Below are 14,732 nucleotides of genomic sequence, written 5' to 3'. Positions count from 1 at the left end.
AATTTCGACAATTTAATACAACCTATTATTTACCATAAACATATGGCAATATAAAGAAAACCAATCCCTGCTATTGTAAAGAAAACTTAGTTCAGATGGAGTTTCAACTCCATCTGAACTCTAGTTCCGCTTACTTTCTAGCTTGTCGACACTTATCTCCCGCTTAAGAAGCAGGAGTGTTGTAGCGCCGCTGAGATAAAACATTTCAATGATTTATGGTTAAAGAAATCTATGGTATAATTGATAATAATTACATTTAAGGAGGTAGCATCTTGTTTAAAAAAATAGCTCACGCAACTATAGTTCCACTTGTTTTAGCTTTGCTTATTTCTGCAGCATCTATTGGGATTGAGGCTTCAGCCATTACTAATGAGGAAAACAGCAATAAGTCGAAATATGGGGTTAATCTTCTAATTCTATATGATGATGAAGGATATTTACCATTATACCAGCAAATGAGTCAAAACTTAGTTATTGGAAGCAATGTAAAAGCAACTAGTATAGACCAGTTTAACACCAGCAGCTTACAACAATACGATGGAGCTTATCTACATATAAGTGAAGGTAATAATCTTGAAGAAGAAATTGTTAAGGAACTAGTATCCTATGTAAATAATGGTGGTAGGCTAATTATGGACCATACCATAATTAATAGTTTTCCCACAGCCTTTACAGGTGTTGAAGGGGGAAAGTCAGTCGATATAATGGATAAAGCCTTAAGCTATCCAGATACAGGAAAGGATTTTCAGGGCATTCAAAAGGTGGCAAAGGCATTTGAAGCTGACTATAGGGCTTATGCTAGGAAACCTTTGAAGGTTAATGGCTTAAAGGTAAACACTGCTGAGGCTGTGATAGCTCAAGGAAAAGAAGCCTTGTTTACAGTAAATTCATATAACAAAGGGCTAGTAATGGTTTTGTCTGAGTTTTTACCCAACTTTACAAAATATATAACATCCTTTGATTTTCAACATAGAGGCGAAGAGAATGAATACTTTCAATTTTTCTATGCAGCAGGAAACTGGCAATTTTTAAATGAACTGGTTTCGACTATAACTAAAGATAAATATGGCTTTTCCATGAAAAAGGTTATGGGGCCATATGGTCGCCCAGCTATGGCGTGGCAAAACCATTATGAGGTGCTAAGCTCTATTGGAAATAAGGACATGATTAGCTGGATTGATTATTTAAAGAATTTTCACCAGGTTCCAACCTTCTCTTTAGTTAGGGGGTCATATGAGTGGGGACAATGGCACAGTACAATAACATATCATTTGAACCAAAAGGATAATAAAACTCCAGTGTTTTTAGGAGAAGAAGAGACCTCCTTTTATTCAAATGGTAGATTCATTATGGATAAAAATAATGACTATTTAACCTTTGGAAAGCTTCCAGAATATAAAAGCTATTATCAAAAATTCACAAATAACTTTAGACCCTATCCCTACTTTGTTGACTGGGATGGTGACGAGTTAACTGATTTACTAGTGGGTACATATGATGGCAAAATCGGTCTACTAAAAAATATTGGTACAAATGAAGAGCCACAATATGATGACATAAGCTACCTAAAATATAATATGGGTAGAGATATTTCAATAGGAGAGAATGCAGCGCCAACCCTTTTAGATTACAATGGTGATGGTCTTATGGATATAATTGTTGGTAGCAAAAAGGGTAAGGTATTTTTACTTAAAAACAATGAAGACGGGTTTTCTTTACCAGAATTTCTATACGATACAGCAGGTGAAAAAATAGAAATGACATCTGATTCAGCTCCTTTTGCCAAGGATTTAAACGGAGATGATATTACAGATTTAGTGTTAGGTGATGGCAATGGTAGGGTATATATCTATGAAGGAACTGAAGGGTCAGAAGGCTTGCAATTTAATACACCTCAGCAGCTGATATTTGCAGGCAAGCCAATTCCAGTTGAGAGATATGCTACACCCCATGTAGGTGACTATAACAACGATGGAAAAATGGATATACTCATTGGTGATGGTAGTGGCTATATACATATTGTTATCGGAACAGGAAACAGCTTTTATTATGACGGTAAGCTAACCACCGAAAGAAAGAATATTTATGGTGAAAATCTAATGTATACAGGAAAAAACGTAGTACCATTTTTAGTTGATTATAATAACGATGGAGTAATGGACTTAGCAACTGGTCAATTAAGCTTTGCACTAACCTATGATACAGCCCATGAGGACTTTATTCATAAAAAGGAGCTGGCTGAAAGCTTAGAGTATGCAAAAAAGAATTTTATTCCGGTGATACCCCATATTTATTTCCATAGTCATAAGGATAATGAGCTTGAAAAAAGAGAAATTGAATTACATATGGAAAACTACCAAAAGCTTGGTTTACCTTGGGGCTACACTGGAACTAACCAACATACATGGAGAGTAAACATTGATGAACCTACCCAAAGCTTTAGGAACTTAATGGAGTATAATGTATGGTATAACTTTGGGTTTAAAGTACCTAATGCACCTACAGACCCAACCTTTGCCTATGATTATCTATGGCCCCTACCATTTGTAATGATGGAGGGAGAAGAAAAGCTACCTTTGGTACTATTTGAGCCTGCTCCGTTTTTCATGTATTTTAGAGGAGCCTACTCAAACCTAGCTTCTATGGATGTGCCTCTGAGCTTTTTTGAGCATATAGAATATAAAATGGAAGAGGGTACTAAAGGAAATAATCTTATAAAAAACATGGTAAGCTTTGCTCAAGAAATTAGGTATAAATATAACTATGCCTTTGTAACAGAAGATCAAATGGCAAAAACCTTTATAAATAATTTTTATACAGATTATGATGTTTATATAGATGGAGAAAGCATAAAGCTTGTTACTGATACCAGTAGAGTACCAAAGCATTTAGCAAGGGAATACATTGGAACAGGTGGAGTAAAGCTTGAACTAGGAGAAAGGTACAAGTCTTCAAGTATAAACACAGATGCATTAATTCAATATGAGGTAGCGGATGGATTATACGTTGGTATAGTAAATGATCTACAGTTGAATATAGGCGGTAAAGATACCAGCAACCCACTACATATTATTATGGTAAATAGCCCCGTAAATTATAGGTGGGAAAATGAAACACTAGTAATTCAGTTAAATAGTAAGGGTATGAAACAGTTAAAAATTTCTAGCAGTAGTAGCCTTGATATTGCAGGAGATAACCCTATAGTTGAAAAGGAAGATAACATATACACAATAACCCATTATGGAGAGGAAACAGAAATTAGAATTAAAATTAACCAATAAACTAATGAACAAGGAGGAAACTAAATGTTTAGATGGAATAATAGCTTTGAAACAGGAATAGTCGAGGTAGATAAACAGCACTTTCATTTAGTAAGCCTATTAAATGAGCTAAATGAAGAGGTTGTTCATCAACTGCAGTATGATAACTATGATAAAATTATGGCAGTATTATTGGAATTAAAGGAATATACAGAAGAGCATTTTTCAGATGAGGAAGGTCTTATGAAGGACGCAATGGAAAAAATTAATGATGAAGTAAAGCTAGCAGAATTTTGGAGCTATTTTAAAAACCATAAGAAAGAGCATTTTAGCTTTGTAGTTAAGATAAAAGCAATATTTGATAAGGATATTGATGAACAACAGGAAGAAATATCTGTAGAATTAGTGGCATTTTTGATAGATTGGTTAAAAAACCATATATTAAATATAGATCAACAGCTACCTAATTATATTGCAACTCAAAAATAATACCTAATCCCCTTGTTACTTAAAGGGGATTATTTAATGGAAAAACTACGCTTAAATGTTATTTTTATTATTCTTTTTTATAATAAGTCCATTAACCTCTGCACCAGTAAGTATAATAATACTACTAATATACAGCCATATTAGCAATACAATTACACCACCTATACTACCATATGTACTGGAGTAGTGGCCAAAATGGTTAACATAAGTTGAAAAGCCGTAGGAGGTTAAAAACCAGCCTATAGTAGTGAAGGTAGCACCTAACAATACATTTTTTATATCTGGTCTTACTACGGGAGTATATCTGTATAAACATACAAATACTAGCCACATAATAAAAAGGGAGGAAATATAGCGTATTAAAAACCATAGTATATTAAAGCTGCTTGGTAGGTTAAAATAGTTAGTTAAAAAGCCAGTTAAAATTTCACCAAAAACCAATAGAATTAAGGAAAAAAGAATAACAATTGATAGTGCAATAGTAAAGAGAATTGCTAAGCCCCTCTTTTTCCAAAAAGGTCGCTTTTCAGTAAGCTCATATGACTTATTTATTCCTCTAATTAGGGCGGCTACACCATTTGAAGCTACAAAAAGAGTAGAGATCATACCTACCGATAGCAGTGTACTGCTTTTTTCCTCCACAATTTGTTGCACAATATCCAGTACAAAAACATAGGCATCATTAGGAAGAAAGCTTAAAAGGCTTTCTAATGTTGACTGGCTGGTAAGGGGGGTATAACTTATTAAGGTTATTAAAAACATAAGAAATGGGAAAAAAGATAGTATAAGGTAAAATGTGACCTGAGCCCCTAAAGCCTGTACTTCATGGTACTGCATTTGCTTATATAGATTTTTAATAAATTTTAATAACCCATTAGATTTTAAATTTATAATTAGCATCAGTAAACCTCCATTTTACGTGTTAATATATATATACACATAAATTATATACTTAACAATTATAAATTGCTATTTTCAATTATTTATTTATGAATTAAGGTTTTTGCTTTATGCCTTTAATTTCAATTTTCCATTTTTAACTTTCAATTTTCAACTATCATTTATCACTCATAACTCTTAACTCTTAATTCTTAACTTTCAACTTTCATTTTTACCGTGCTTGTAATAATAATTTAATATTTAAATTTGAAGGATTTCAAGGGTTTTAATTGAAATTATATATATACTAATATTAAGTCTACTAATATTGAGTAAGAACTGGAGGAAAAAATGCATCCTATTTTACAAGGTTTTATTTTAGGTTTTATCATTGTACTTCCTGGAATGAGTGGTGGTACAGTTTTCGTTATTTTAGGTATTTATGAGCAAGTTATAAAGGATCTTGTTAAGCTTAATTTAAAGCCCTATATACCACTGGTGATTGGTGCAATAGTAGGTATTTTCTTAGGAGCCATGGCATTTTCTGTGTTTTTCGAGCACCATAGAGATGCTACAACAGCACTTTTACTAGGGTGTGTTATCGCATCTATCAAGCCTGTTCTTAAAAACAGTCCCAAGCTTAATTTCAATAGGCTAATTATTGCAGTTATAGGTTTTTTACTTGGTTACTATCTTGTAGGTGAACCTATTAGTATTGTAAGTGCTAGTAAAGAGGTTAGCTGGTATTTGCTACTAATGGGAGGTGCCTTGTCAAGTGCTGTTATGATTATTCCAGGACTCCCAGGCAGCTCAGTACTGATATTATTTGGAATATATGATTCCTTACTTTTATACATTAGTAACTTGGATATTATAAATTTAGCTATATTTGGGATTGGAGGCTTAATAGGAATATTATTATTGGTAAAGATTTTAGAAAACCTATATAATAACCACCGAGGGTTGGTTTCTTATTCCTTTGCAGGTATAATTTTTGGCTCCTCACGGGCATTATTACCCTATGATATAAACTTATTAGTAACTGTTTTATTTATACTCGGCTTTTCAATAATATGGAAATGGAGTGATAAGGAGTAAGTCTTAATAGACAGCTTTTTGATAGGAGAGGAGGAGAAGAAATGAAAAGAAAAACCTTAATATTAGTAGCCATTATTTTTTTAACCTTTACCATAATTGCAACTGCTGCCATTAATGGAGAATATCGAGGATTCCCTATCGTTAACGTAAGGGTTAATGGATTAAACTTCGATATGAAGATTCCAGCTATAAACTTCTATGGAAAAACAATGCTACCAGTTAGAGATATTGGTGAAGCATTGAATGCAGCAATTGCTTGGGATGGAGATACATGGACTGTTGATTTAGTAAAGCCGGAAATTGAGATGCTCTTTATTGAGCAACTAATAACAGATGAAGATGGAAAGGACACCTTGGTGAATCCCTTTAAGGCCACCTACGTAGGCAATAAAAGCTTCCAATTGTATCTACTTATGAACAAGCTTACAATTGGCACACATACCTATAGAGTTGTAATTGCTGATCCCAATGGAGAAATAATAAAAAAATCAGATGAGTACAATCTTCAGGTGGATGAAAAAAATATTGTTGGATTTTATCAAACCATAAGCTATGATGACATTCCCCTTGATAAAACTGGAGATTATTATTTTAGATTCCAATTAAAGATTAAGGATAGCTTTAGAACAGTACATGAAAAGAGTCTTACAGTTCTTGAAGAGCAGTAGCAGCATAAAAATGAAGGATATTGGAAGAAGATGTAGAAATAATATATAAAAAAGCAAAAGGAGGAGTTTTGCCATGCGTAAAAAACACCTAATATTGACACTAGCATTTGTTATGATACTGGTAAGTGGTATAACTGCATTTGGAGATGGGTTAATCTTCACAGATATAAATGACCATTGGGCAAAAGAGTACATAGAAGACATATATAATAGAAAGCTTACATCAGGGTATGTAGATGCAACCTATAGGCCTAACAACCCTATTGTTGGGTTAGAGGCGGTAGTAATGCTGGCTAATCTATTAGGCTTTGATGCAGAAGAAGATGCTGCAACAGATTTACAGGTGGACAAATTTACCATGAACAGAATACCTGCGTGGGCCTATGGGCATTTGGCCTACCTTATGGATAGAAATATAGTTAAGGAAACAGAGCTTTCTAACTTTGTTAAGGATAATAAAACTACTAAAATAAAAAGATATGAGTTTGCAAACCTAATAGGAAGAATACTTGTTGAGTATGGTGGAGAGGATGTCAGTAGAAGTTATCTACTTCCATATAAGGATGAAATGGATATACCTGCTACAACAAAGCCATATGTAGATCTAATGCTGAGAAAAAATCTACTAAATGCCGCCAGCAATGATGGAAGGTTTTTACCAGAAAATGAAATCACACGGGGTGAAGTAGCTAAAATTATTTCCTTAACTGCTGAGCTGTTAGATGATATAGATGAAGAAATAATTGAAGCTATGGAAGATTCTGAAGAAGAAAACAATGAGTTAGAAGAGGAAAATGATGACTTAGAGGAAGTAGAAGAGGCTGAGGAAGAAAACAATGAAGTAGAAGATAAAATTACCTACCAAGAAGGAGTAATTGATGGTCTTACTATTGGAAATAGAAGAGTTATAACCATTACCTCAGACGAAAACCTATTGATTTATGATATTAGCGATACTGCTCTAGTGTATTTAGATAATGATAAGAAAAAGCTAAGTGATTTAATAAAAGGACAAGATGTAAAACTAAAGCTGGTTAATGATGTTGTTGTGAGAATTGATGCAGTAGCAATGAGGGAAGTATACAGAGGTTATTTTGAAAAACTAACAAAAGGAACCTCCAACACAGTTTTAAGCTTAGTTGATGATAAGGAAAAGCTAAAAGTATACAGATTACCAAATGATATTACAGTGTATCTTAATGGAGAAAGAAGCAATTTAGAGTCCTTTAAGGTAGGAGACATAGTAAAGGTTTTTGCTAAGGATGATGAGCTTACAGAAATACAGGGCAAGAGCAAAACAGAGTTTGTAAGGGGAGTTATAACCTCTTTAGGCACATCAAATAATCAGGTTGTTGAAATAGCAAAAAACGATGATACTATAATACAGCTTGAAATGGAGGATGAAACAGTAATTAGAAGAGACGGTAGAGTAGCTAGCTTCTCAAAGCTACGTGTTTCCGACGAAGTCCATATAGAGCTTGAATATGATAAGGTTAAGGTTTTTAATGCTTCAACAGTACGCAGAAGAGTTGAAGGCTATATTAGAAAAATAGTAATTGGTGAAGAAAGCTATGTAGTTATTGAGTCCTCTGATAATGTAAAGGAAGAGTTTTTAATAGAAGACTATACAACAATTCGTATGGGGGATGATGCTGGAGAGATTTACGATTTAAGGCTTAACTATTTTGCTGAGGTTAAAATTGAAAGTAATGAGGTGGTTCGTTTAACAACTACCGACAGATTAGATATGGAAAGGGTTAATGGAATTATCACCTATATAGATGAAGATGCAGAAGTCTTTGAGGTTGAATATATAGAGGATGGCAAAGCAGAAGTAAAAATGATTCATACTAAGGATAATGGTTCAAATGATAGAACTGTTTACATTGACGATAGAGGAACAACAAGATTCTCTAAGCTACAGGTTGGGGATGAAATATTTGTAGTTGGTCAAACTAAAAAGGGAATATTTACTGCTGAGAGAGTTGTTATAGTTGTGTCAGATTAGATGGAAAAGAGGTTACTTAATGTCAGTTAAAACAACATTATGTAAAGGTTTAAATAAATTGTTTCCATTGCCTGTACACCCCTTTAATCTTAAAAATGAAGGTTTAAAAACCTATGGACAGTGGCAATTCCAAAGGGGAGAGGAAACACTAAGGTTTTATCTTGAAAAGGCAACAAAGGATGAAATTCTTAAGGACAAGGTAGTACTGGACATTGGCTGTGGAGCAGCTGGGAAAACCCTTTATTATGCAGCACAGGGGGCAAAAAAGGTCTATGGAATAGAAGTGGTGGAAAGATATGAAGAGGAGGCAAAGGCCTTAGCTAAAGAAAAGGGCTTAGAGGATCGTTTCCAATTCATATCTGGAGATGCTGCAAAGCTACCTTTCCAAGAAAATCACTTTGACACTATTATTATGAATGATGCTATGGAGCATGTAGATAAGCCCTTACAGGTTTTAAATGAATGCTATAGGGTGTTGAAGCCAAAGGGTAGGCTGTATGTAAACTTTCCCCCATATTATCATCCCTTTGGAGCCCATTTAAGTGATGCGATTGGCTTTCCGTGGGTGCATTTATTCTTTGATGATAAAACACTTATAGAGGTTTACAAGGATAAGGTAAAAAACTTACCAGATGGTGAGGAACGAATAAATTTTAGAATTGCAAGGGATGAGAATGGGAATGAGTATTTCTCCTATATAAATGGAATGACCATAAAGTGGTTTAATGAGCTACTCCATAAAACCAATTATAAAGTAGTATATTATAGAGAAGTTCCCCTTAGATCATTTTTTACCCCCTTAGCAAAGCTACCATTGCTTAAAGAAGGATTTGTTAAGATGGTGGTAGGAATTCTTGAAAAGTAAAGTTTAGCTTCATATTAATATAAGTTAAAGCCCAGTGGCTATACCTATCTAAGAAGGTATAACTGCTGGGCTTCAATGCTATTGCAGAATTCAATATTTAATATTTCATTTTTGTTTTATCTTTTGATTTTTAGTTCTTAACCTTTAATTTTTAATTATGTCTTCTTGATTTCCATTTTCGATTCTCAATTTTTATTTAATGTTTTAAGGTATTAAGGTTTTTGATTTAGTCTTTTCATTCACCATTCGACATTTAACATTCAACATTGCTTTTATATTTTTTTCATTTTCCATTTTCAACTTTCAATTTTCAATTATTATTTTCACTTTTAATTTTAATATTTGTACTAATCTCTCCATCAATTACCTACAGCTTTACCACTGAAATTATAGTTGAATACTGTTTCATTATTGAATATAGCAACAATCTCATCCAATAAAGAGAACATATTTTGTCGATTGGAGTATTGACTTATATATTTTTTAAGATTTTTTGCCTTTATGATAGGTATATTGCTATTGGTGGATATTTCAGCATCCTCGTCTCTAATTACAATAATCGATTGAATAGGAATATAGCGTATATTGTTTTTAGCAAGTAAATCATAGATAATATTATGGGTTTTTTGGTGGTAGTATATAGGGTTTTTAATAGCCTTAACTGCCATATCATATAAACTAGTTATTTTCATATAGGACCAAACATCATCATTTTCGAATCCCTTTATAACCCCCTGAAAGTCAAGTGCTCGAATGTTAAAAATTCCCTTCGCAGAAATAAAGATATAATCAGAATATCCTTTAGATCCTTCATTCTCAAGGGTAACAGAGGATAATAATGTATACTCCTCACCAAAGCTACTAAATTCCATAAATATTTTTTTGTGTAGAGATTCAGCCCTGTTTAAATACATATAAAATATAACAATAAGTGAAAACATTAAAAATATAGAAGCTAGCATATATTCAACAGATTCATCTGCAATCATGAAGGTAATAAAGGATATACCTAAAAGATATAACCATAGAGGATCCCTTAGAAATGCAGAAAGTGCTTTATTAATTTTTTTGTTAGACCTTAGCATATTACCAACCCCCTTAAAAAAACAATAATATATAGTAAATAGCTATTATTTCCATTTATTATTTAACATTTTTCATTTGTGTATTAAATACCCAGTATTATATATTTTATGCAGCTGAGGAAAACATATTTTACATATAAAATTACATATAAAATTTACAAATATTACATAGACACCTATAGAACATGTGTTTGACAATGGATGATATTACTGATAAAATCATTCTATAGGGTAAAAGCTAAAAGATAACTAATTGCTAGCAAACAATTAATAAATTAGTAAAAAACTTGTAAAATGGGGAAGGGAAAATGGAAATTAAAGATAAGTTAAAGATTTTAGCAGATGCTGCAAAATATGATGTATCCTGTTCCTCAAGTGGTAGCTCCAGAAAAAACAAAGCTGATGGAATAGGAAATGCTGCCATTAGTGGAATCTGCCACAGCTGGTCAGATGATGGTCGCTGTATTTCCTTACTTAAGATTTTGTTAACCAATTATTGCATATACAATTGTGCCTATTGCATAAATAGGGCATCAAATGATCTGCCAAGAGCTGCCTTCACACCAAATGAGGTGGCGGAGTTAACTATAAATTTCTACAGAAGAAACTATATTGAAGGATTATTTCTAAGCTCAGCAATTATGATTAACCCAGATCATACTATGGAGCAGTTACTAAACACAGTTAAAATATTAAGGACTGAGCATAACTTTAACGGGTACATACACGTTAAGGCAATACCAGGTGCCGATAGTAGGCTAATACATGAGACAGGCTTATATGTAGATAGAATGAGTGTAAATATCGAGCTTCCCAGTAATGGCGGGCTAAAGCTATTGGCACCTCAAAAGAAGAAAGAAGAAATCATTAAGCCTATGTCCCTAATTACAAAGCAACATCAGCAATCAAAGGAGGAAAGAAGAGCCTTTAAAAGCAGTCCTGCCTTTGCTCCCGCAGGTCAAAGCACACAATTGATTGTTGGGGCAACACAAGACCACGATTTTCAAATACTAAAACTATCAGAAGGCCTGTATAATCGCTTTCAACTTAAAAGAGTATATTATTCAGCTTATGTACCTGTTGGTGTACACCCAAATTTACCTGTTTTAGCAAATCCTCCAACCTTAAGGGAGCATAGGCTATATCAAGCAGATTGGCTTTTAAGATTTTACGGCTTTAGTGCCGATGAACTGTTAAATGAGCGTCAGCCAAACTTTGATGTTCAATTAGACCCAAAATGCGATTGGGCTTTAAACAATTTTAGTTTATTTCCTATAGAGATTAATAAAGCAGAGTATCATATGCTTTTAAGGGTACCTGGAATAGGTGTACAATCTGCTAGAAGAATAATCGCAGCTAGAAGACTTGCCCCAATAAGCTATGACGGGTTGAAGAAAATCGGAGTAGTGCTAAAAAGGGCAAAATACTTTATTACCTGCCAGGGAAAGTATTACAGTGAAGTCGGATTAAAAGACCACTTAATAAGGGAGAGCTTAACAGTAAAACCCATATTATCACCATCAAATCAGAATGAAAAGCAGCTTTCATTTTTTGATGTATATAAGCTAAAGGAATCAATAATAACAGGAGAGCTATAAAATGATAATTTTCGTATTTGACAACACATTCGAAGGCTTGTTAACAGCTGTATATGAAGCATACTATACAAATGCTAGGCCCGATAGAATCGTCACTGAAGTCTATCACCAGCCTAACCTAGTTGATGCTGTAAAATTTATTGAAACCGATGAAGTTAAGTCAAATAAGGTATATGATGCCATTGTAAAGAAAGTATCAAAAGAAGCACTCCGCCATGTTTATCATGCTTTTTTATCAGAAACAGTGGATGCACCTACAATTATCTATAGATATTTAACAATTGCCTTTAAAATGGGTCAGCAGGTGGATCACCTGTTGACTAATAAGCATATACTTGAAATCCATAAAATTAGTAAGAAGGTAACAAGGGAGAAGCATAGAATGCTTGGCCTAGTGCGTTTTCAGTTAATAAAAGAAGATTTATACTATGCCTCAATTGAGCCAGATCATCATATAGTTGGATTGTTAGCACCACATTTTGCAAAGCGTATGGCAGACCAAAATTGGATTATTCACGATAAAAAGAGGGACACCGCAGCTATATTCGATAAAAGTCAATGGTTTATAGCACCTCTACAATACAAAAATGAAATAACAAATAATAATGAAGAAGCTTTATACCAAGAGTTATGGAAAACATACTTTAAAAACATTGCAATAAAAGAAAGAAAAAATTCAAAGCTACAGAGAAGCTTTATGCCAACTCGATATTGGAAGCATTTAACTGAAAAATCCTAATTAATTGGAAAAATATTCTGCTATATGCTAGAATATCTTATGAGCATATAGGAGGGCATAAAAATGATTCAACAATATACAAAAAAAGATAGTATATCAAAGCTTATATTTTTATTTAGCGGATTATTGTTTTTAAAGCTACTTGTTTTTCACTATTTTATAGGTGTTAAAAGTAATCTCATTATCATATCCATTTTAAATGGACTAACCGTAATGGCTATTCTATTTTTAGCCTCATTAATAAAGAAAACAGATATGTTTAAAATTTTTATTATTATAAATTGTTTTATTTCTATAGTTTTTATATTTAATAGCTTATATTATAAGCACTTCACCACTCTTTTACCGGTTCATATAATTTATCAGATTAATCATGTTGGCGGTGTTGGAGACAGTATATGGGCTATTTTGCAGCCATACCATATTCTTTTTTTAGTAGATATAGCACCACTTGTTTGGTACTATAATCGAATATACAAAAAAAGTAAAAGACTAATGGTTAAACCAATGAAGGCTTCAAAGGTATTTATGCTAGTGTTGTTTTTAGCTTTTACCTCTGGGGTAGGTCATTTTATTATTAATAATGCAGATGATGCAATTAGAACTCCACATAATCTAGGCATGATTAACTATCATATTTATGACTTATCTAGAGTATTTAGTGATAAGACAATACCGGCGGGCTTTGCAAGTATAGCTGAAGAAGTTATAGTAGAAGAGGAAGAAGAGGTTGAAAAAAACAAATATAATGGATTAATAGCAGGTAAAAACATTATAGTTGTTCAAGCAGAGTCTTTTCAGAATTTTGTAATTAATAAAGAGGTAAATGGTCAGCAAATTACTCCGGTTTTAAACCAACTAATAAAAAACGATAGCATATATTTCTCAAATTATTATGAGCAGGTAGGTTGGGGAAATACCTCAGATGCAGAGTTTGTTTCTCATACTGGTTTTCTTCCCTCAACTAAGAATTATAGCTATAAAAGCTATGAAGGAAAAACCCTTATAACCCTGCCAAATCTATTAAAGAAGAAGGGCTATAATACTATTGTATTCCACGGAAATGAGCCTGATTTCTGGAATCGTAAAAACATGTACCCCTATATGGGCTTTGATACCTTCATAAGTTCAGAGGAATTAGAAGAAGAAGAGATAATAGGAATGGGACTAAGTTATAAGTCACTGTTTAAGCAAGGCATTCCATACTTAAAGTCTATAGATCAGCCTTTTTATTCCCTATTCATTACCCTCACCTCTCATTATCCATATATAATGGAGGATAAATACAAAAGCTTAACTTTGAACTCAGACTACAAGGATACAATTTTGGGGAACTATTTTCAAACTGTAAATTATTTAGATAGTGCCATAGGCCAATTGATAGAAGACTTAAAAAATGAAGGACTGTATTATAACTCTGTTATTATAGTATATGGTGATCACCACGGACTTAAAATGCAGGATGAAGAAGCCACTGAGCTGCTAGAGGTATTTCTGAATGCTGAATATCGAGAAGATGATATGCTAAGGGTTCCATTTTTAATTCATGTACCTGGCTCCAATATAAACTGTGAAATAACTACTACAGGTGGAATGGTGGATTTTTTTCCAACCATAGCCAACTTACTGGGTATTAGTATTGAAAATTCATATTATATAGGTAAAGACCTTTTAAACAACAACAATGGCTTTGCAACTACCTTTATTCACACAGCTAAGGGCTCCTTTATTGAAGACGATAAGGTGTTTTTGATGTCAAGGGATGGAGTATTTGAAAATAGTAGGGGTTGGAACAAGGACACAGATGAAGAAATAGACCTACAGGAGTTTAAGTTAGGACATGAAAGGGCTTTAGCAGAAATATATTTGTCACAGTATATCCTTGAAAACCAGTTGCTACCCTTAAAGGAGCAGTTGGACATACTAAAGATACTTAAGGAAATGGGTCTGTGTATTAATTGAGAACAGAAAACCATACAAGTAAAAACTTAAAAATAATGATTAACTTAATAAAGAAAAAGATAGCACTGTTGAAGTATCAAC

11 protein-coding genes are annotated in these 14,732 nt (G+C 33.2%); 9 read left to right on the top strand and 2 right to left on the bottom strand.

Annotated elements, in window-relative coordinates; translation table 11 throughout:
• The first annotated feature begins 272 nt into the window (after positions 1–272).
• Both F8154_RS08285 and F8154_RS08280 read left to right on the top strand, forming a co-directional pair.
• A complete protein-coding gene (locus tag F8154_RS08285) occupies positions 273–3,281 on the top strand; it encodes an FG-GAP repeat domain-containing protein (protein WP_151861151.1) in 3,009 nt (1,002 codons plus the stop codon).
• A gap of 24 nt (positions 3,282–3,305) precedes the next feature.
• Complete coding sequence (locus tag F8154_RS08280; protein ID WP_151861150.1) at positions 3,306–3,749, top strand: bacteriohemerythrin; 444 nt, start codon at positions 3,306–3,308, stop codon at positions 3,747–3,749.
• 51 nt (positions 3,750–3,800) lie between these two features.
• Here the strand turns inward: F8154_RS08280 and F8154_RS08275 are convergent, their stop codons facing one another.
• A complete protein-coding gene (locus F8154_RS08275; protein ID WP_151861149.1) occupies positions 3,801–4,649 on the bottom strand; it encodes a YihY/virulence factor BrkB family protein in 849 nt (282 codons plus the stop codon).
• Between the two features lie 330 nt (positions 4,650–4,979).
• On the opposite strand from F8154_RS08275, the gene F8154_RS08270 reads away from it, so the two are divergent.
• From F8154_RS08270 to F8154_RS08255, 4 genes are all read left to right on the top strand, one after another.
• Positions 4,980–5,726 (top strand): undecaprenyl phosphate translocase family protein, encoded by a 747-nt coding sequence (locus tag F8154_RS08270; protein ID WP_151861148.1) that lies wholly within the window; start codon positions 4,980–4,982, stop codon positions 5,724–5,726.
• A 41-nt stretch (positions 5,727–5,767) separates the two neighbouring features.
• On the top strand, positions 5,768–6,394 hold the full coding sequence (locus F8154_RS08265; protein ID WP_151861147.1) for a stalk domain-containing protein: 627 nt from the start codon (positions 5,768–5,770) through the stop codon (positions 6,392–6,394).
• A 73-nt stretch (positions 6,395–6,467) separates the two neighbouring features.
• Positions 6,468–8,402 (top strand): S-layer homology domain-containing protein, encoded by a 1,935-nt coding sequence (locus F8154_RS08260; RefSeq protein WP_151861146.1) that lies wholly within the window; start codon positions 6,468–6,470, stop codon positions 8,400–8,402.
• A gap of 19 nt (positions 8,403–8,421) precedes the next feature.
• Entirely contained in the window at positions 8,422–9,267 is an 846-nt protein-coding gene (locus tag F8154_RS08255) for a class I SAM-dependent methyltransferase (RefSeq protein WP_151861145.1), read from the top strand.
• A 359-nt stretch (positions 9,268–9,626) separates the two neighbouring features.
• Here the strand turns inward: F8154_RS08255 and F8154_RS08250 are convergent, their stop codons facing one another.
• Positions 9,627–10,352, bottom strand: coding sequence for an NERD domain-containing protein (locus F8154_RS08250; protein WP_151861144.1), 726 nt, complete (start codon positions 10,350–10,352; stop codon positions 9,627–9,629).
• Between the two features lie 308 nt (positions 10,353–10,660).
• On the opposite strand from F8154_RS08250, the gene F8154_RS08245 reads away from it, so the two are divergent.
• From F8154_RS08245 to F8154_RS08235, 3 genes are all read left to right on the top strand, one after another.
• Positions 10,661–11,950 (top strand): putative DNA modification/repair radical SAM protein, encoded by a 1,290-nt coding sequence (locus F8154_RS08245; RefSeq protein WP_151861143.1) that lies wholly within the window; start codon positions 10,661–10,663, stop codon positions 11,948–11,950.
• Position 11,951: 1 nt separating this feature from the next.
• Entirely contained in the window at positions 11,952–12,689 is a 738-nt protein-coding gene (locus F8154_RS08240) for a TIGR03915 family putative DNA repair protein (protein ID WP_151861142.1), read from the top strand.
• Between the two features lie 63 nt (positions 12,690–12,752).
• A complete protein-coding gene (locus F8154_RS08235) occupies positions 12,753–14,651 on the top strand; it encodes an LTA synthase family protein (RefSeq protein ID WP_151861141.1) in 1,899 nt (632 codons plus the stop codon).
• Positions 14,652–14,732 lie beyond the last annotated feature (81 nt).

This window comes from Alkaliphilus pronyensis (assembly GCF_009017275.1).
GTDB lineage: Bacteria > Bacillota > Clostridia > Peptostreptococcales > Natronincolaceae > Alkaliphilus_C > Alkaliphilus_C pronyensis.
This window is presented reverse-complemented; position numbering and strand designations above follow the sequence as displayed.